The organism is Marivirga lumbricoides, assembly GCF_014636295.1.
In the GTDB taxonomy this organism is placed as follows: Bacteria; Bacteroidota; Bacteroidia; order Cytophagales; family Cyclobacteriaceae; genus Marivirga; species Marivirga lumbricoides.
This window is the reverse complement of sequence record NZ_BMEC01000009.1, coordinates 120,565-141,152: the sequence shown is the minus strand read 5'-3', so window position 1 is coordinate 141,152 and position 20,588 is coordinate 120,565. Positions and strand designations below refer to the sequence as shown.

Here is a 20,588-nt window from a genome sequence, read left to right as displayed (position 1 = left end):
CTTACATTACTTGCTATGAATCTGCAAGTTTTAATTACTAATAACCTGAGGTCGATTCTTAATTACTTTAAAAGCCCTACAGAGCGCTCCCGTTTTGGCGGGACAAGCTATTTCGGTCCCGAACGATGTGGATTCTATTTTTCAGGAAAAAGAAAATTAACTTGTACAGACCCATTGGTATCCGTAATCTCATTGTATTATAACAAGAGATATGCCGATTGGTCGGCACAGGCAGCATAAATTATGCTTTTTTTAAAAATTAAGTCTTAATTTTGCGGCATAGCTGCCTCGCCTTAGCGGAGACGCCATTTTATTAATTGAACTGAGGTTAATAAATAACTGTAGATGGTGAAATTATTTTGTGGTGGACAAAGTGATAAAAAAAAGCTACCCTAATAGGATAGCCTCTTAATTAATTACGAATAAATAATTCTTACTTAGCAAATGATACTGATCTCATTTCTCTAATCACTGTTACTTTAATCTGACCAGGGTATTGCATGTCCTTTTCTATTTTCTGAGAAATGTCAAATGACAATTGCCCTGCTTTGCTATCAGATACATTTTCAGCATCTACCATTACACGTAACTCACGGCCAGCCTGTATTGCATAGCATTTATTAACACCCTCAAAATTCATGGCCAGTTCTTCAAGTTCTTTCAAACGTTTAATATAGCTGTCCATAATTTCACGCCTTGCACCAGGCCTCGCACCTGAAATGGCATCACAAGCCTGAACAATAGGAGAGATGAGTGAAGTCATTTCAATTTCATCATGGTGTGCTCCAATTGCATTGAGTACATCCGGATGCTCCTTAAATTTCTTGGCAAACTCCATCCCTAATATAGCATGTGGCTGTTCCGGTTCATCAGGCCACACTTTACCAATATCATGTAATAAGCCAGCTCTTTTTGCTAATTTGGCATTTAAGCCTAGCTCTGAGGCCATCGTAGCACACATGTTAGCTACTTCACGAGAGTGTTGTAATAAGTTTTGGCCATAAGAAGATCTAAATCTCAGACGGCCCACCATTCTGATCAATTCAGGATGTAAACCATGAATACCGAGATCAATCACAGTTCTTTCACCAATCTCTACAATTTCATCTTCAATGTTTTTAATGGTCTTTGACACTACTTCCTCAATCCTGGCAGGGTGTATCCTTCCGTCCTGTACCAATCGGTGTAAAGAAAGCCTGGCAATTTCTCTTCTTACAGGATCAAAGCCTGAAATAATAATAGCTTCGGGTGTATCATCTACAATTATTTCAACCCCTGTTGCTGCCTCTAAAGCTCTGATATTACGGCCTTCTCTACCAATAATTTTACCTTTAATATCATCACTTTCGATGTTAAACACCGAAACACAATTCTCCACTGCATGCTCTGTGGCTGTTCTTTGAATAGTAGAGATAACAATCTTCTTAGCTTCCTTTGTAGCAGAAAGCTTAGCTTCTTCCATTATATCTTTAATGAGCGATGAAGCTTTTGTTTCTGCCTCATCTTTGAGCGTTTCTATTAATTGCTCTCTGGCTTCATCAGCTGTTAAATTAGCTGCTTTTTCGAGTATGTTTACCTGTTGTTGCTTAACTTTCTCCAACTCCTCTTTTCTCTTACTTAAAATTTCGTGTTGTGCAGCAAGATTTTCCTGGAGCTTTTCCGTTTCAGCTTCTTTTCGTTTGAAATGCTCTATTTCTTTTGAAAGGGTTTGTTCCTTTTGTTTCAGCTTGTTTTCATTAGTGATCATTTGGTTTTTGCGCCTGCTCACTTCCTCCTCAAACTCTGACTTCTTTTTAAGATAATGCTCTTTTGCCTCAAGCATTTTATCTTTTTTGATATTTTCAGCACTTATTTCAGCTTCTCTTACAATAAGAGCCGCTTTATCCTGAGCTTCCTGTTCTAATTTATTCAATAGGCTTTTCTGAGCGATTTTACTCAGGAAGAAGCCTAATAAAAGGCCTGCAACACCTGCGATAATAATGTATAATGTTCCCATTTTATATATATTTATATTGCTGGGAAGCAGTGTTGTTATTTCTAAATAGAGGGGGTTATATTGATTGACTAATTAAATGATTAATAGATTTAATTTTATTTAAAACCGATTCATCAGCACCCTGTCTGTTATCTTCCACACTAAGTCTGTCTATCAAAGCATCAAAAGCCACCATTGAAAGCAAATCCTGCTTATCATCGATCCCAAACTTTTCTCTGTACGATTTCAACCGTTCATTAATCAATTTACCGGCTTTTCTAATACGCTCTTCTTCGTCCGCTTTAACGGTCATAGGGTATTCTCTGTCAGCAATTTTTATTTTGATGGATAGCTCCCTCATATTACCGGTATTTTATCTATCTTGTTAAGTGTAAAATGCACTTATCAATTTCTTTAATGTATTCGTCAATTTTACCCTTCATTTCAGAAGTTTCTTCCTCACTCTTCCCAATACTTCCTACAATCTTACTAATTTTATCTTGATTTTGAAAGTCCTTTATTCGTTCATCTCTTTGTTTCAGTGCAGACTTCAACTCCTGATTCTCGCTTTTTAAAATATTCAATTCATTCTTAGCATTTTGATATTCATTCAAAAGCAATTGAACCTTGCGCTCCAGAGCATTTAATTCAGTATGTAGTCCTTCCTGATTCATTTTATTTTCTAATTACAGCTCCTGCTTCTTTCTCAAAAGCTTGCATTAGTTTACTCATTGTTTTATCAATAATTTTATCTGTTAATGTTTTTGATTTATCCTGAAGTGTAAAAGTTAAAGCATAAGCTTTTTTCTCTTTGTCTATTTTATCTCCTTCATATACATCAAATACATCTATGTTTGTTAGTAAATGACCAGCTTCTTTCAAACTGATTGATTTAATTGTTTGATAAGAAATATGTTTATCAATTACCAAAGATAAATCTCTGGTTACCTCAGGGAATTTACTAACAGGTTCAAATACAGTATTAGTATTTACCTTCTTCAATAATGCCTCCCAATCTACATTTGCATAAAACACATCCTGTTTTATGTTGCTCAATTTCAGGGCTTTTTTACTTAATTTTCCTAGTTCAGCTATTACTTTTTGGTTGATTTTTAACTTCAAGCCATAATCGAAGACCTCACTGTGAAAATCTTCATTTTCAATACTTTCCGCACTAAATTTATTGAAAATTTTCAGAATTGCCGAATACAAATCATGAAATTTTATTGATTCATTTTTTCTGATCCAATTCTCTGGTTCATTTTTACCCGTCAGATACAGTGCAAGGCACATTTTCTCCTTGTATTTGCCCTTAGTTTTTTTGTAAACTTTTCCGAATTCATAAAACTTAAGGTTATTCTGTTTTCTATTAATATTATGAGTGAGTACCTCTAAACCTGTGAATAATAAGTCCTGGCGCATTACGCCAAGCTCCTCACTCAGTTTATTTAAAATTTCAACATTTTCTGACTCATCGTATTCCTTAAGCTGCTGGCTATAGCTTGCCTTGGTAAGGGAATTTGTCATTATTTCCTGAAAGCCATTAGCACTTAGCAATAGGCCGGCTTCTTTTTTCATTTTACCGGGATCTACCTCTGGAAAGCTAGCTAGAAAACTGCTGGAAAGTGTTTCAGGAATAGCAATATTATTCAATCCGTATATTCTAACTATTTCTTCAATCACATCGGCCTCACGTGTAACGTCCACCCTGTAAGGAGGTACAATTGCTGTAAAGATGTGGTCGTCTTTATCGGTGGTTTTAATATCTAGCAGACTCAGAATTTGGTGAATTCTTTCATGTTCAATTTTAACACCTATCAATCTGTCAATATTTTTATATTTAACATTAATTGATCTATCCTCTAATGGGGTGGGGTAGATGTCAACAACTTCGCTGCTAACTTTACCTCCTGCTACTTCTTTTATTAGCAAAGCAGCCCTTTTTAATGCGTAAACAGTAATATTTGGATCGGTGCCTCTCTCGTATCTAAAGGAAGCGTCAGTTTTGAGTTGATGCTTCTGTGATGATTTCCTTATGCTGTCTGCTGAAAAATAGGCGGACTCCAGAAAAATGCTTGTAGTATTGTTAGTTACGCCTGATTCCTTTCCTCCGAATACACCTGCAATGCACATAGGGTTTGAATCTCCATCACAAATTATAAGATCTGTAGCAGCTAATTTTCGCTCCTTGTCATCTAATGTAGTAAAAGGTGTGCCGTCCTTTAAGTTTTTTACTCGTACTGTTTTTTCTTTAATTTTTGCTGCGTCAAAAGCATGTAAAGGTTGCCCTGTCTCGTAAAGCACAAAATTGGTAATGTCCACCACGTTGTTTATTGGGTCTAAACCAATACTCAATAATGCATTTTTGAGCCAATCAGGAGACTCTTTAATAGTTAATCCTGTAAGACTTACACCGCTGTATCTTGGGCAGGCCTCTTTATTTTCAACTACTACTTTTATTTCTAATTCTTTATTGTCAGTGGTAAAAGAAGAAATATCTGGCCAAGAAATTTCATTTCCTGTAACAGCTTTAATATCTCTGGCCACTCCAATATGACCAGTAGCATCAGCTCTGTTAGGTGTTAAGCCAATTTCGAAAGTAGTGTCTGATTCAAGGTTGAAATATTTGGCAGCAGGTGTTCCGTTAGGCAGATCTGTAGTTAAAACTAAAATACCATCATGGCTGACACCCAGGCCTAGTTCGTCTTCAGCACAGATCATTCCTAAAGATTCTTCACCCCTGATCTTTGATTTTTTAATTTTAAATGGCTCATCTGGCTTAGGGTAAAGAGTAGTATTTACTGTAGCTACCACTACTTTTTGTCCTGCTGCCACATTCGGAGCTCCACAGACTATCTGAACTGGTTCGGCTTCTCCTATAGCTACGGTTGTGATTTTTAACTTGTCAGCATTCGGGTGAGGAACACAAGTGAGCACTTCTCCAATAACAACTCCTTTTAAACCTCCTTTTACAGTTTCTACTTCTTCAAAACCTTCTACTTCCAGACCTGTATTAGTGAGTAATTCTGCCAGTTGCTCAGGACTTTCGTTAATATCAATATATCTCTTTAACCAGTTTAATGCTACCTTCATGTTTTTAGAATCTGTTTTATTTGTTGTGCCGAAATTAGTCGGTACATGTAATTGAACCTTGCTGTAAGCTTATTCAATATATTTATTTCTGAACCATCTTAATACCTTTAAATATGAGTAGAATGGTTCTATTTTTGAATTTAATTGAATTCAAAAAACAAAATTAAGGAAATGATTGATATTGGAAATGATTAAGGATGCTTAATCGTAATTTTTCTCTCCGGCATTAACAGCTATATTGATGTAATTTTTTTTGGGAGGTACAGGGCAACTATAGCCAGTGGTGTAAGCACAATAAGGATTGTAGGCATAGTTGAAATCCAGAGTGATTTTCGAATTTCCCGGTGCATAATCTACTTCAAGGTATCTTCCTGATCCGTAAGTAGTAATCGCACTGGTTTCATCATAAAAGGGTAGAAAATAATCTGAAGTTTCCTGAGACTTTAGGAGTGTTAAGTCCTGATGAGATTTTTGCAGGTCGAAATGAAGTATAGCTACCTCTGTGAAATTTTTTTCTTTTCCATCACTGGTTGCTAATCTATGTACTTCTCCATCTTTAATTTCTTCTACCGTAGCTTTTACTTTAAAAGATTCATCAATTTTAAAGTATTTAAGACTATCAAAAGGAACAGACTGTTCAACAAAGGGAGAAGCTTCATGGCTTTCCATGAACTCATGCTTCTCTCTTCTATGTTGTTTCACCTCTTCAGCGTAGTTGCCTGTTTCTACAGTTGCAGAAGAATTAGGGTTAATATTAAATATCAAGATGATGATAACTACCAGTGCACCTACATATGTTAATATTTTGGTTGGTTTCATTTAAGTCTGTAATTAATTACTAAGTGGATGTTAAAAAATTGCTTTCCAGATGTCGTTAAAAATGGCAAACCCCATTATCCCTAATAATAAAACCATCCCTACTTTTTGGGCATTTTCTAAGAATTTATCAGAGGGCTTTCTTCCTGAAATCATCTCATAAGTGATAAAAACAACATGTCCGCCATCTAGTGCAGGTATGGGTAGAAAGTTCATAAATGCCAGCACCATTGAAAGTAATCCGGTGATTGTCCAGAATTTTTGCCAGATCCATTGTCCACCAAAAATTTGTGCAATACCAATTGGTCCGCTTAATGATTCGGAAGCAGAAACTTCGCCTCTGAATATTTTTCCAAAAGCTTTAATATTAACCCATACTACATCAAATGCTTTGGCTGTTCCACTAGGAATGGCTTCTGCAAATGTAAAATCTTGATGAGCAAGCTCCATTTCTGGTTCAGCATAAAATCCTAATGTCCCTTTTTCAGTAACTTGAGCTGTTAATTGTTTTGTCTCCTCCAGCCTTCGCACCGTTAGATTTATTTCTTTGTTCTTGTTTGACTCAAGATATTCACTGAATAATTGGAAGAATTTTACAGGCTTACCATCTACAGCAATTATTTTATCACCTTTTTGCAGGCCAGCCATATCAGCATTGCTTTGAGGAGCAACATTGTCAATTTTAAACTCATATAGAGGATCGAAAAAATCTACAGACTTATTGTTCTCAGAGTATCTCTCAATAAAATCATTTGGAATTGGTACTTTAATCTCTTTTCCATCGCGCAGTACAGTATAGTAGCTGTTTGATGTTAATAAAACATCCGTACTTGTAAGGTCACCTACCCGTTCGTAGTCACGACCGTTTACAGCAATTATTTTATCACCGGTTTGCAGGCCAATTTCCTTCCCCAAGTCATAGGCATAAATGCCATTTTCCATTACAATATCTTTAGGGATATAATTTTCGCCATAACCATACTGCAGGAAAATAAAGATGATAATACCCGTAATTACGTTTACAATAATACCACCCATCATTACAATTAATCTTTGCCATGCCGGTTTAGCTCTAAATTCATAGGGCTCAGGTTCCTGGCTGAGTGATTTTGTATCTAAAGATTCATCTATCATTCCGGTAATTTTTACAAAACCTCCTAAAGGAATAGCTCCTAAGGAATATTCTGTTTCACCGTATTTAAACTTAAAAATCTTTGGAGGAAAACCAATTGAATATTGTTCCACTCTCATACCAAATGCTTTAGCTGCCAACATGTGGCCAGCTTCGTGCAATCCTACTAAAATAGACAGGCCCAATAGTAGTTGGGCAATCATTATTATTGTTTCCATTAATTTATAAACTCTAAAGCTTTAATTCTAGTTTCTTTGTCTGTTAAAATGTAATCCTCAAGGCTTGGCTTTTGAATAAAAGGTAGTTTATCCAGGCAATCAGCTATTATATCCGACATTTCTAAAAACGAAATTTTCTCCTGCAGAAAAGCAGAAACTACCACTTCATTTGCTGCATTCAAAATACAAGGGGCATTCCCTGCTCTTTCCAAGGAAGTAAATGCCAACGCTAAGTTACGGAATGTTTCTTTATCAGGTTGTTCAAATGTAAGGTTAGGGTAGTCTAAAAAGTTAAACCGCTCAAAATCTGAGGGTAACCTTTCGGGAAAGCTTAGTGCATACATAATAGGAACGCGCATGTCTGGTAAGCCTAATTGTGCTTTAATTGAGCTATCCTGAAACTGCACCAGACTGTGAATGATTGACTGAGGGTGGACCACCACATCAATCTGGTTTTGATTTAGGTTGAACAACCACTTGGCTTCAATCACTTCCAGACCTTTGTTCATTAAGGAGGCAGAATCAATTGTGATTTTAGCTCCCATTTCCCAGTTGGGATGTTTTAAGGCTTGTGCTTTAGTGACAGAAGAAAGAAAATTCTTATCTTTTCCTCTAAAAGGCCCCCCGGAAGCTGTTAAAATAATTTTTTCTATAGGATTATGAAACTCGCCTACCAGGCATTGAAAAATTGCAGAGTGCTCTGAATCTACCGGGTAGATGTTTACTCCCTTTTCTTCAGCTAGTTTTGTAACCAGTTCTCCAGCTACCACTAGTGTTTCCTTATTTGCTAAAGCAATATGTTTTCCACTTTCAATGGCTTTAATAGTAGGAATTAATCCTGCATAGCCTACCAATGCTGTTAATACCAGATCAATTGTATCCATTTGCACTACATGAGCCAGCGACTTTTCTCCCGAATATACTTTAATGTTTTGTGAATTTAAAGCATTAAAGACTTGCTCGTATAATTGCTCATTGCCAATTACCACTACATTGGGTTGAAATTCCAGAGCTTGTTTAATAAGTAATTCAGCATTGTTTTGAGCACTCAGTACCTCAACAATAAAATTTTCAGGGTGGGCTTTTATTACTTCCAATGCCTGAGTGCCAATAGAACCTGTTGAGCCTAAAATGGCTATTGCTTTTTTTTGTTTCACTATATTAGTTCTGGTCTTCTTTTTTAATTTATTAAATAATCAATGCTGATTATTACTACTGCAGCTACCAATAATCATAAGGAAATTGCTTTATAGTCTAAGAAGTAAAATGCTGTACTAAGTACTAATGCAATAATTACTCTCCAATTTGTCTGAATAAATGTTGCCATCAGTCTTTGCAGTAAGGAGCAAGTGCTTCAGCAATTTTTCTGTCATTAGCCAGACGAGGCACTTTATTCTGACCTCCTAATTTACCTAAAGATCTCATGTAATTAATAAAGGCTTGAGGCTTTAAACTTTTAATTCTTAATACTCTTAGGATATTTCCTTTTAGAAGATCATCATAATAAGTATTCAGCTTTCGCAAATTTTTATCCAGCTCCTTTTCAAAGGCTTCCATGTCAATTGGGGCATGAGCAAACTCAATGTACCATTCATGATAAGGTAAACCTTGCTGGGGAGTTACCTGCGGAGCTACCGTATATTCTGTAATTTTAACACCTTCAAATTTAGTTAAAGTTTCCTTCATTGCTTTCTCAACTTCGTCACCTATAACATGCTCTCCGAAAGCCGAAATGAAATGCTTAATTCTTCCTGAAACAACTATTCTATAAGGTTGTTTAGAAACAAATTTTACTGTGTCGCCAATTGAATAGCCCCAAAGGCCTGCATTACTATTAATAATTAAAGCATAATTTTTGCCTATCTCCACCTCATCAATCATTAGCCTGGTAGGATTAGTATCAAAATACTCATCGGCAGGAATAAATTCGAAAAAGATGCCACTGTTTAACAGAAGCAACAATCCTTCTTTCTTCTGGCTATCCTGATAAGCGATAAAGCCTTCTGAAGCAGGGTAAGTTTCTATTGAATCAACCTTTTTACCAATGGTTTGGAAAAGCTTAGCCTTGTAAGGCTCAAAGTTTACTCCACCATAAATAAACATTTCAAAATTCGGGAATATATCTTTTATAGGTTTGTTAACTCTTGCCTGTATTCTATCAAAATACATTTGCACCCATGGAGGGATGCCGGAAATGAGCGACATATCCTGATCAATAGTTTCATCTATAATGCGTTCTAGTTTCTCTTCCCAGTCCTCAATGCAATTAGTTTTATAAGATGGCATTTGGTTGGTTCTTAGATAACCAGGGACATGATGGTTTACTATTCCTGAAAGTCTTCCGGTTTTTATGCCTGCTTTTTCGTCCAAAGTAGGAGCCCCTGAAAGAAAAATGAGCTTTCCATCCAAAAATTTGCTCTTTCCAGTTTCATGCACATAGCTTAAGATGGCATTTTTGGCACTGTTAATATGGTTAGGGATAGATTCTCTGGTGATGGGGATATATTTAGTGCCGGAGGTGGTTCCACTTGTTTTAGCAAAATAAGCCGGCTTTCCTGGCCATAATACATCCTTTTCTCCCTTTAAAATTTTATCGATATATGGTTTAAGTTCTTCATAATCCCGGATAGGTACTTGCCTTTTAAAATCAGCATAATTTTGTATATCGGAAAATCCATGATCTTTGCCGAAAGCTGTATCTTGTGCTGCGGAGACTATCTTTTTAAAGGTTTTTAACTGCGAAATAGCAGGATGAGCGGCCCATTTATTCTGCTGCCCAACAATGAATGCTGCCAAAGGCTTACTTAAAACTGAACGTATTCCCATAATTACAAAATTAGAAAATTAATTGTGAACCCTATCGTAAATTTAAATCATTTGAATTTCCAGTTAAAATGCTGACCGAAACAAGGTGGCTTTATACTATAATATTTCATGATTGATGCCTGAATTAAGCTAATAAATGCTTGTATGAAAATATTTTACACTATCTGAAAACGGGAAATAAATTAAAATTGTACGATTATAAACTTTGCACATTAATACGTAGTTTTGCACTTTGATTATGGAGATGAAGAATATAAGGAATTTTTGCATTATTGCACATATCGATCATGGTAAAAGCACCCTGGCCGACAGGTTGTTGGATGCTACAAAAACTGTGACCGAGAGGGAAAAAAAAGAACAGCTTCTTGATAACATGGATCTGGAGCGGGAGCGTGGAATTACTATAAAAAGCCATGCAATCCAAATGGATTATGAGTTAGATGGAGAGAAATATGTATATAATTTAATAGACACACCTGGTCACGTAGATTTCTCCTACGAAGTATCAAGGTCTATTGCTGCTTGTGAAGGTGCTTTATTAATAGTGGATGCAGCACAAGGTATTCAGGCGCAAACCATTTCCAATTTATACTTGGCTATTGAGCACGATTTAGAAATTATTCCTGTGCTTAATAAGATTGACCTTCCCGGTGCAATGATAGAAGAGGTTTCTGATCAAATTATTGAATTAATTGGCTGTAAAAAGGAAGATATTTTACATGCTAGTGCAAAAGAAGGTATTGGTATTTACGAAATTTTAGAAGCTATTGCCCAAAGAGTTCCTGCCCCTAAAGGAGATAAAGATGCTCCCCTTCAGGCAATGATTTTTGATTCTGTTTTTAATCCTTTCAGAGGAATTGAAGTATACTTCAGGGTTTTTAATGGTGAAATCAGGAAAGGAGATAATATAAAATTTATTAATACAGGTAAAAGCTATGGTGCTGATGAAATAGGTGTGCTGAAATTAAAGCAGCAGCCTAAAGAAGTAATTAGTACAGGAAATGTTGGTTACCTTATTAGTGGCATAAAAGTAGCGAAGGAAGTGAAAGTTGGGGATACCATTACCCAAACTGATAATCCTGGTAAGGCTGTTCAAGGTTTTGAGAACGTAAAACCTATGGTTTTTGCCGGAATTTATCCTGTAGATACTTCAGACTTTGAGGAATTAAGAACTTCCATGGAAAAGCTGCAATTGAATGATGCCTCCCTGGTTTGGGAGCCAGAAACTTCTGCAGCACTTGGTTTCGGTTTCAGGTGTGGTTTCCTTGGTATGCTACATATGGAAATTGTACAGGAAAGATTGGAGCGTGAATTCGATATGACGGTTATTACAACCGTGCCTTCTGTGCAGTTTCATGCCTATTTAAAAGATGACTCCATGAAAAAGGTAAGTGCACCTTCCGAACTGCCGGATATTGGTCATATAGATCATTTGGAAGAACCCTATATAAGAGCTCAAATCATTACTAAAGATGAATTTGTAGGACCTGTAATTACGCTTTGTATGGACAAGCGGGGGGAGATTAAAAATCAGGTATATTTAACACAAAGTAGAGTTGAGCTTACTTTTGAGATTCCATTGGCAGAAATAGTATTTGATTTCTTTGATAAGCTAAAAACAATATCGAAAGGTTATGCTTCACTTGATTATGAATTGATTGGCTACAAAGTGAGTAATTTATCTAAGCTTGATATTCTTTTGAATGGCGACAAGGTAGATGCACTCTCAGCTATAGTTCACAGAGATAAAGCTTACGAATGGGGTAAAAAGCTCTGTGAGAAGCTAAAAGAGTTAATTCCTCGCCAACAGTTTGAAATAGCTGTTCAGGCAGCCATTGGTACTAAAGTAATTGCCAGAGAAAGTGTAAAGGCATTAAGAAAAAACGTACTTGCCAAATGTTATGGAGGTGATATTACCCGGAAGAGAAAATTATTGGAAAAGCAGAAGAAGGGTAAAAAGAGAATGCGTCAGGTAGGAAATGTGGAAATTCCCCAGGAAGCTTTTATGGCAGTCCTTAAACTTGATTAATGTAATCTTTCATCACATGCATATTACTTTTCATACATTACTTAATACTTTAATCTTTATACTTAGTACTCGGTACTTTGTAGTCAATACTTAATACACTTACCAACATGCCAATCCTATTAGACGGAAAAAAATTAGCCTCTGAAATAAAGGAGGAATTAAAGAATAAAACAATTCAGTTAAAATCAGCAGGAGGGAAAGTGCCTCATCTTTCTGCTATTCTGGTCGGCACAGACGGAGCAAGTCAGACCTATGTAAACGCTAAAGTGAAAGATTGTGAAGAAGTAGGTTTTGAGTCTTCGAAATTTGTTTTTGATGATACCATTACAGAAGAAGAATTATTACACGAGGTTGATAAGTTGAACAACGATGATCGTGTTGATGGATTTATAGTGCAACTACCTCTGCCAAAGCATATAAATGTGGATAAAGTTTTGAGTGCTATAAAGCCCGAGAAAGATGTTGATGGTTTCCATCCTGTAAATTTTGGAAGAATGGCCTCTAATCTTCCTGCTTATATTCCTGCAACGCCTTATGGAGTGATGGAATTATTGAAGAGATATGATATCCCTACCAGGGGAAAGCACTGTGTAGTTGTTGGTAGAAGCCATATTGTGGGATCTCCGGTTTCAATATTAATGGGTAGTGCGAATTATCCTGGTGATGCTACTGTTACATTAACACACAGATTTACCGAAAACCTGGAACATTACACAAAACAGGCAGATATTTTAATAGTAGCGGTGGGTAAACCAGGACTTATTACAGCAGATATGGTGAAAGAAGGGGTTGTAGTAATTGATGTGGGTACTACTCGTGTAGCGGATGCCACTAAGAAAGCCGGATTTGCTTTAAAAGGAGACGTACTGTTTGAAACTGTTGCTGAGAAAGCTTCACACATTACACCAGTTCCAGGCGGGGTAGGTCCTATGACAAGGGCTGGCCTATTAATGAATACCTGGCTGGCTGCCAAAAATGAAATTTATGGATAAAACAGCTATTAACCCTGCCATTGAACTGCCATTAATGGAGGCTTTTTACACTATTCAGGGTGAAGGCGCTTACAGTGGGTGTGCTGCTTATTTTATCAGATTAGGTGGATGTGATGTGGGGTGTGTTTGGTGCGATGTAAAAGATTCATGGAATGCAGATAAGTGGCCAGTCACTTCCATTGATAAGATTGTAGAGGAAGCTAATAAACATCCTGCCAAGCTGGCTGTAATTACAGGAGGAGAGCCATTAATGTATGATATGTCTGTCCTTACAGCTAATTTAAGAAGTCAAGGGTTTCAGATAAATGTGGAAACATCAGGTGCCCACGCTTTTTCTGGTAGCTGGGACTGGGTTTGTTTATCTCCTAAGAAATTTAAAGCACCTTTACCTGAATGGTATCAGCATGCCAACGAATTAAAAGTGATCATCTTCAATCAATCTGACTTTCAATGGGCGGAAGAACATGCGTCAAAAATCAATTCAGGCTGCAAACTGCTTTTACAACCCGAATGGAGCAAGCAGGAAAAAATGACTCCTTTGATAGTGGATTATGTAAAGGAAAATCCTCAATGGCAAATTTCTCTCCAAACTCATAAGTATCTTAATATTCCGTAGAAGGTATAAAGCATCTTTTCTTTCTCTTTTAAGGAAGAATTCTATTTTTATTATTATATCATATCCAGTAAATTGCTGGTATGATGAGAAAATTGTTTGCCGTACTACCCTTTATTTTTTTGCTCCATTCAATTGGAATAGATGCCCAATCTTTTAAAAGAAAGACTGAGAAATTAATAGAGAAATCTAAAGAAGCACTTTATCAAAGGGATTGGAATGCTGCAATCTCTTATATGAAAAAGGCAGTTGATTCAGCACCCGATAATCATCTGGTCTATCTTGAAAAGGCAGCATTGTATTACGGTGCAGGCAACATTAATGAAATGATTCCTGCATTACAGCTCGCATTTTCCTTAAGCAATAGTTGGCCTGCTAAATATCATGATTATTATTTTGTGCTGGGGAAAGAGCTCTTTGATAAAGGTAAATATGAGGTAGCCGAAAATCCATTGAAGATTTATGCTGAAAAAGGATATAATAAGGAATTTGTCCAGTTAACCGAAGTTATTTTGAAATCTATTGATTTTGCGCTTGCTGAGCTCAAGGAAAAAAGTGGAATTAATTATGATATCCGAACCATTAAGTCTAATAATATTTTCAGAAGTGTTTATTTTCCTTTCTTTACTCTTTACCCTTCGGAGTTTCTGTATTTTACAGGTCAGAGAACCGCACAACTGGAAGAAGGAATCTACAGGGCTCAATTAAAAGGAGATCAGTTTGAAAGAGTTGAAGAAGTGCCGGTTATTAATACTTCAGATAATGAAGGTGCAGCAGCTATATCAGCCGATGGAAGAGTGATGGTTTTTACCAGCTGCAATAGGCGAGGTGGCCTGGGCAGTTGTGATTTATATATTTCTTTTTCAGAGGATGGTAAATGGCAGACTCCTGAAAATTTAGGCGCTAATATCAATTCCTCTGCCTGGGAATCACAGCCATTTTTATCATCAGATGGAAGATTGCTCATCTTTAGTTCTAATAGAAAAGGAGGCTATGGAAAACGTGATTTATATTATTCCAGGAAAATAGATGGTGTTTGGACTAAAGCTGAGAATTTAGGAGGTGATATCAACACCTTTGCTGATGAAATTTCACCTTTTCTTTCTTTGGCTAACGATACAATTTACTTCAGCTCAAATGGAAGAGTGGGAATGGGAGGATTCGATCTATACATAGCTCCCTGGGGAGTCGGGAATGGGATGGTGGAGAATTTAGGCTATCCTATCAACACTTATTCTGATGAAATTTCTTATCACCAGAAGTTTGATGGAAGCAGATATTGGTCCAGAGAAGTCGCTGGTGATGAAAAATATCCACCTAGCAATATCTTTTATTTTAACGAGCAGGATAAAAAATCAGATGATGTGCGACTTGTATATGGATATGTAATAGATGCCAAAAGTAAAAAACCATTAAAAGCTCAAGTTCAGATTTATGACCTTGAAAAAGATACCCTTGTACACGAAACCTTTAGTGATAGAGTTAGCGGGTTGTATAAGATTGTGATCCCGAGAAAATCTGATTATTCATTTTATGTGGAGGAGCAGGGATACCTGTTTGAATCCAAGCAAATTTCTACTAAATCAGAGGAGAGACAGCAACAGCTTGATTTTCAATTAAATAAGTTGGATAAAGGGCAGTCAATTCCTTTAAATAATATTTATTTTGAATTTGACAGTTACGAATTGAATGCAAAGTCAAAGAACGAAATTCATAAAGTAGCTAATTTCTTAAAGCAAAACCCCTCTATGAAAATTGAAATAGCGGGCTATACCGATCAGCAGGGTAGCGATGCTTATAATTTAAAGCTCTCTGAACAGCGTGCGCTGGCAGTTTATGAAGCACTGGTTAAAGTCGGGGTCTCAAAAAATCAAATTTCTTCTAAAGGCTACGGAGAAAAGGCTCAGCCTGACGGAAGATATGCCAAGACTGTTAGAATAAATATAATATAACTCGTTGTGGTTTAGAAGTTTATTTTATTTTTCGTTGAATACATAAGGTGTTTATTTTATGAGTATTGTGATATGTGGAATAAGGTTGAAGTGATTTAAGTAAAATAAATATATTGTTTTGCTTGGATGTTATTTTGTTTAGGGATTACATTTAGTTGTTAATTTATTTAAACCTAAACAAAATTAAAGAATGAAGAAGATTCTACTAACATGTTTTATGTTGGCTTTTGTGCTCCAATCGTGGGCGCAGAATCGCACCGTAAGTGGAAAGGTAACCGATGAGAATGGTGAGGGCCTCCCCGGTGTGAATGTATTAATAAAGGGTACAGGAGAAGGTGCTATATCTGATTTAAATGGAGATTATCGACTAGAGGTATCTCAAAGTGACGGAGTTCTAATTTTTTCCTTTATAGGTTATGCAAATGAGGAGGTTGAAATTGGTGCTAAGTCCGTTATAGATGTTTCTATGATGCCTGATATTAGACAATTAGGAGAAGTTGTGGTAGTTGGTTACGGTACTCAGGAGAGAAGGGAATTGACTGGTTCTGTGACTTCAGTTTCTGGAGAGTCAATTAGTAATCTGGTAACTCCTTCTTTTGATCAACAACTGGGAGGTAGGGCACCGGGGGTGCAGGTTACTACTCCAAGTGGAATCCTAGGGCAAGCACCTCAAATTAGAATTAGAGGGGTTAACTCAATTACAGGAAGTGCTGATCCTTTGATTGTAATTGATGGAGTGCCAGTTGTTAATTCTGATCGTTCTGCAATAGCGGCTTCAAACCCCTTATCTAACATTAATCCTGCAGACATTGAATCTTTCGAAGTGCTGAAAGATGGTTCTGCTACAGCAATTTATGGTTCAAGAGCAGCAAATGGTGTTATACTTATTACTACTAAAAGAGGCTCAAAAGGAGCTGCAAAGGTAAATTATAGTATGAGTTATGGCGTGAATGAGGAAGTAAATAGGTTTGATCTTCTTTCTGGAGACGAGTTCGTAGTAATCGCTAATGAGAAGAGGACTAACGCAGGTGCTTCTAGTTTAGCTAATGAAGGTGAGAACTCCGATTGGCAAGATTATATATTTAGAAAGGGGTTAGTACAGCAACATAATATATCAGTTAGTGGTGGTTCAGATAATACTAAGTACTATTTCTCCTTAGGGTTTTCTGATCAGGAGTCTGCTGTAAAACAAAATGATTTAACTAGGTATTCCTTTAGAGCTAATATTGACCATTCTATTCTAGATAGATTGAGAATAGGAACAAGTTTGTCCTACTCTTTAACGGAGACTAGAGGTTTAAATGTTGGGGCTAATTCTTTGTCTGGGGTTATTTACAATGCTACAAGAGCTTTGCCTAATGTGGCTATTTTTGATGCTGATAATGTGGCATTTGATGGGTTTAATGTTACACCTAATGGAGCATCGTTAGGACAAGGAGCTAATAATGCAACAGTAGATAACAATATACCGAATATAGGATTTGTTTTAGAAAATAATATTTTCAGAAATAGAGCTCATAGAGTATTGGGTAATTTATATGGAGAGATTGATATTCTTAAAGATTTAACTGCTAGAACCCAAATCGGTGTGGATGTAACATTACCGGATGATTTTAGATCCTGGGATCCTAGACATGGTGATGGTAGAGGTTCTGTTGGTAGCGTTTATCAGCAGTTTGCTCCAGTTTATAGATGGAACTGGCAGAATACTTTGAATTATCAAACTATATTTTTAGAAAACCATAGACTAAATGTGACGGCAGGTGTTGAGTATCAATATACTAATTTTTATAATTTCTTTGGTCAGGGAACAGGTATTTCAGATAGGTTTTTTCAGCAGGAGAATTTAATAAGCAACTCTTTTCAAAATCAGTTTTCAGGAGGAGGTTTTTCTGAGCAAGGGTTCGATTCATACTTTGCACGAGTAAACTATAGTATCGGAGGGAAATATTTACTTAGTGCTGCTATTAGAAATGATGGAATCTCTTCACTGCCTTCAGCAAATAGAAGAGGAACTTTTCCAGGAGCTTCAATCGGTTGGAGAATTTCTGATGAAAATTTCTTTAATAATGATGGTTTATTCAAAGACTTGAAAATAAGAGCCTCCTATGCAGAGGTTGGAAATACTGAGATTGGTTTATTTCCTTACGTAGGAGGCTTTGGTCCTGTTTTAAATGGGGCTGGTCCGGGAATTGCCTACGCTCAAGTTGCTAATCAAAATCTTTTATGGGAGTCTTCTGCTAAAACTAATTTTGGTATTGATTTGATTGTAGGAGGAGTAACAATTAATGCGGACTATTTTATAAATGACATCGATAATTTGGTTTTAGCCAGACCTACAGCACCGTCATTAGGGGTTCCTAATAATGAAATAAGTGAGAATATTGGAGCTATGACAAATAAAGGAGTGGAATTACGTTTAAGCTCGACAGTTATCCAAACTGGTAATTTTAGCTGGAATACAGATTTTAACTTTACCTGGATTAAGAATGAGGTAACTAACTTAAATGCTCCTATTCAAACTACTTATAATCGGACTGAAGTTGGGCAGCCAATTGCTTCTCTTTATGGTTTTCAATGGGCAGGTGTAAACTCAGCTAATGGTAACCCTATGTACTATAAAAATGATGGATCAATTGTACAATATAATCTAGTGCAAGGTCAGACAGGTTGGAAAACTTATAATGAAGGAAATCCAGCAGATGTAAGCACAGCTGCACAAGCATTAGGAAGTGATGATCAGGCTTTTCTTGGTAATACTTTGCCTGTTTGGCAGGGTGGATGGATTAATACTCTGAATTATAATAATTTCACGTTTGAGCTGTTTTTGAGATATTCAGGTGGTAATTACATTATGAACGAATCTCAGAGAGGATTATTAGGTCAAGGTTTTTCCAACAATGATGCAAGCATATTAAACCGATGGACGGAAGGGGGCCAAGTGACTGATATACCTAAACTTTATTCTGGACAAGATGCAAACATGTGGCAAACTAGTGCTTCTAATTCTAGGTTTGTTGAAAAAGGAGATTTTCTGAGAGTGCAAAATGTTGTTTTGGGATACAATGTGCCTAATCAGGTTTTGAATACTGCTTTTAAAGGAAATATTAAAAGTGTAAGAATATTTGCACAAGTACAAAATCCAATTACTATAACTGGATATTCGGGACTGGATCCTGAATTAAATAACCTGTCAGCTGCTAATGCTTCACTACAATTTGGTGTAGATTGGAATGTAGCACCTATAATAAGAACATGGTCTGCTGGCTTAAACATTGGGTTTTAATAATTTAAAATTAAAGAAATGAAACTAATAAATTTTAAACACATAAAGTTTTTTATTCTTGTTTGCCTATTAACTATAGCGACATCATGTGAGGTGACCGATCTTTCACCTGCGAATTTGGTGCCTGAGGATGAGGCTTATGCAAATCTTGATAGAATTAACGGAACAGTATTAGGAGTATATGAGGCTGCGCAAAGAGGCTTTTATGCTGGAGCCGTTCAGAGAGGTTATCCTTTTGGTGCAGCAAATGTGCAGCAAGGAGATATGAGAGGAGAGGATATGTATAATGATCAATTATTTTATGAAATTACTTATACTAATGCTCACGGTATTAATACTGCTAATAACAATGGGCAATGGATCTCTATATATAGATTAGTAAATAGAATAAACGTTGTCTTGAAAGGGTTGGATGGAGCTCTTGAAAATAAAATACTAACAGAGGAAGAATATAATGGATTTAAAGGTGAGTTGCTATTTTTAAGGGCACTTTCATATCATGAGTTGCTCGTGTATTTTTCACGGCCTTACTCAGATGATCCTTCTACTCCAGGTGTTCCCTATCGAGTTGATGCGGTTGATGATGTTAGTTTAGTAGATGAAGCTATTACTCTAGGTAGAACAACTGTCCGAGAAGATTATGAATTGATTTTAGCTGATTTAGATAATGCAGAGCTTCTTCTTTCAGAGGGTGGCGCTCCGTTCAGAGTGAGTAAAGGTGCTGCAATTGCTCTTAAAACAAGAGTCAAACTTCATAAACAAGATTGGCAAGGTGTAATTGATGAATTTTTAAAGATTGAAGATGACTTTGCCCTTACTGAAACACCTGATGGACCTTTCGGGTCAGGTACAAGTGAAGAAAATATCTTTTCTTTTATTCACAGTGCTCAATCTAACCCTGGTACAAATGGAGCTTTAGCATCAATGTATGGTGACCCTGCTTTAAATGGTAGAGGGCTGGTAAAGATTAGTCCTGTTATTTGGACAGCAGATTTCTGGGTTGCTGGTGACTTACGAAGAGGAGATGTGAGACCTTTAGATAGTAGAGATAGTACATATGCAGATCAGTATGTTGCAGGAGCAATGGTCTCAAGTAATCCAGGTTCAGGGATATTTACAATGAAGTATAGTGACTTCGCAACTACTGCAGATCCAAACCCAATTTTGCGCTACGCTGAAGTTTTATTAAACACTGCGGAAGCTTATGAAAGGTTGACGCAAAATAGTAGTAATGCAGTATTGTTATTGAATAAAGTAAGAAATAGATCTGTTCCAGCTATGACTCCGGAAATTACTGTTGGCGATGATGTTCTACAGGCAATTTTTAATGAAAGAAGGATAGAGTTCTTAGCAGAGGGTAAACGATGGTTCGATATTCATAGACTTTCTGGAGAAGGTATAATGGATGGAATCCCTGAGAAAGCTCAATCAAGATCTGTGAACTCTATTAAGTTTTATACAGGGGAAAGTAAGATTACTTACGATCATGACCTTGATTATGAAGATAATTTATTTATCTGGCCGATTCCCCAACCTGAAATTATTAATAACCCGACCTTAGCTAATCAGCAAAACCCCGGTTACTAAATACGTAGAATCTAAAACGATGTTAAAGGCGCTATCATTCGATAGGGCCTTTTTTTATGCTCTTGATTC

At 36.5% G+C, this 20,588-nt stretch carries 15 protein-coding genes; 7 read left to right on the top strand and 8 right to left on the bottom strand.

Annotated features, from left to right (window positions below):
* Positions 1-15: 15 nt before the first annotated feature.
* On the top strand, positions 16-240 hold the full coding sequence (locus IEV85_RS24890; protein ID WP_229712597.1) for a hypothetical protein: 225 nt from the start codon (positions 16-18) through the stop codon (positions 238-240).
* A 193-nt stretch (positions 241-433) separates the two neighbouring features.
* Here IEV85_RS24890 and rny read toward each other — a convergent pair whose 3' ends face one another.
* From rny to IEV85_RS14545, 8 genes are all read right to left on the bottom strand, one after another.
* Positions 434-1,996, bottom strand: coding sequence for a ribonuclease Y (gene rny / locus IEV85_RS14580; protein WP_188464663.1), 1,563 nt, complete (start codon positions 1,994-1,996; stop codon positions 434-436).
* A 55-nt stretch (positions 1,997-2,051) separates the two neighbouring features.
* Positions 2,052-2,336, bottom strand: coding sequence for a cell division protein ZapA (locus tag IEV85_RS14575; RefSeq protein WP_188464661.1), 285 nt, complete (start codon positions 2,334-2,336; stop codon positions 2,052-2,054).
* Between the two features lie 16 nt (positions 2,337-2,352).
* Entirely contained in the window at positions 2,353-2,649 is a 297-nt protein-coding gene (locus IEV85_RS14570) for a hypothetical protein (protein WP_188464659.1), read from the bottom strand.
* A gap of 1 nt (position 2,650) precedes the next feature.
* Entirely contained in the window at positions 2,651-5,068 is a 2,418-nt protein-coding gene (pheT, locus tag IEV85_RS14565; protein WP_188464657.1) for a phenylalanine--tRNA ligase subunit beta, read from the bottom strand.
* A 201-nt stretch (positions 5,069-5,269) separates the two neighbouring features.
* Positions 5,270-5,887, bottom strand: a complete 618-nt coding sequence (locus tag IEV85_RS14560; RefSeq protein WP_188464655.1) for a DUF1684 domain-containing protein — start codon at positions 5,885-5,887, stop codon at positions 5,270-5,272.
* Positions 5,888-5,917: 30 nt separating this feature from the next.
* Positions 5,918-7,234, bottom strand: a complete 1,317-nt coding sequence (rseP, locus tag IEV85_RS14555) for an RIP metalloprotease RseP (protein WP_188464653.1) — start codon at positions 7,232-7,234, stop codon at positions 5,918-5,920.
* Positions 7,234-8,391, bottom strand: a complete 1,158-nt coding sequence (locus IEV85_RS14550) for a 1-deoxy-D-xylulose-5-phosphate reductoisomerase (RefSeq protein ID WP_188464651.1) — start codon at positions 8,389-8,391, stop codon at positions 7,234-7,236. Before IEV85_RS14550 ends, rseP begins: the two co-directional genes overlap by 1 nt.
* A 169-nt stretch (positions 8,392-8,560) precedes the next feature.
* On the bottom strand, positions 8,561-10,060 hold the full coding sequence (locus tag IEV85_RS14545; RefSeq protein WP_188464649.1) for a GH3 auxin-responsive promoter family protein: 1,500 nt from the start codon (positions 10,058-10,060) through the stop codon (positions 8,561-8,563).
* 244 nt (positions 10,061-10,304) lie between these two features.
* Between IEV85_RS14545 and lepA the strand changes: the two genes are divergently transcribed.
* The 6 genes from lepA (at position 10,305) to IEV85_RS14515 (ending at position 20,519) form a co-directional block, all read left to right on the top strand.
* Complete coding sequence (gene lepA / locus IEV85_RS14540; protein ID WP_188464647.1) at positions 10,305-12,089, top strand: translation elongation factor 4; 1,785 nt, start codon at positions 10,305-10,307, stop codon at positions 12,087-12,089.
* A 107-nt stretch (positions 12,090-12,196) separates the two neighbouring features.
* Entirely contained in the window at positions 12,197-13,081 is an 885-nt protein-coding gene (locus IEV85_RS14535) for a bifunctional 5,10-methylenetetrahydrofolate dehydrogenase/5,10-methenyltetrahydrofolate cyclohydrolase (protein WP_188464645.1), read from the top strand.
* Positions 13,074-13,697 carry a radical SAM protein gene (locus IEV85_RS14530; RefSeq protein ID WP_188464643.1) on the top strand — a complete coding sequence of 208 codons (624 nt, stop codon included), beginning with the start codon at positions 13,074-13,076 and terminating at the stop codon, positions 13,695-13,697. Before IEV85_RS14535 ends, IEV85_RS14530 begins: the two co-directional genes overlap by 8 nt.
* An 80-nt stretch (positions 13,698-13,777) precedes the next feature.
* Complete coding sequence (locus IEV85_RS14525; protein ID WP_188464640.1) at positions 13,778-15,646, top strand: OmpA family protein; 1,869 nt, start codon at positions 13,778-13,780, stop codon at positions 15,644-15,646.
* A 190-nt stretch (positions 15,647-15,836) separates the two neighbouring features.
* Positions 15,837-18,932, top strand: coding sequence for a SusC/RagA family TonB-linked outer membrane protein (locus tag IEV85_RS14520; protein WP_188464638.1), 3,096 nt, complete (start codon positions 15,837-15,839; stop codon positions 18,930-18,932).
* 18 nt (positions 18,933-18,950) lie between these two features.
* Positions 18,951-20,519 carry a RagB/SusD family nutrient uptake outer membrane protein gene (locus tag IEV85_RS14515; RefSeq protein WP_188464636.1) on the top strand — a complete coding sequence of 523 codons (1,569 nt, stop codon included), beginning with the start codon at positions 18,951-18,953 and terminating at the stop codon, positions 20,517-20,519.
* Positions 20,520-20,588 lie beyond the last annotated feature (69 nt).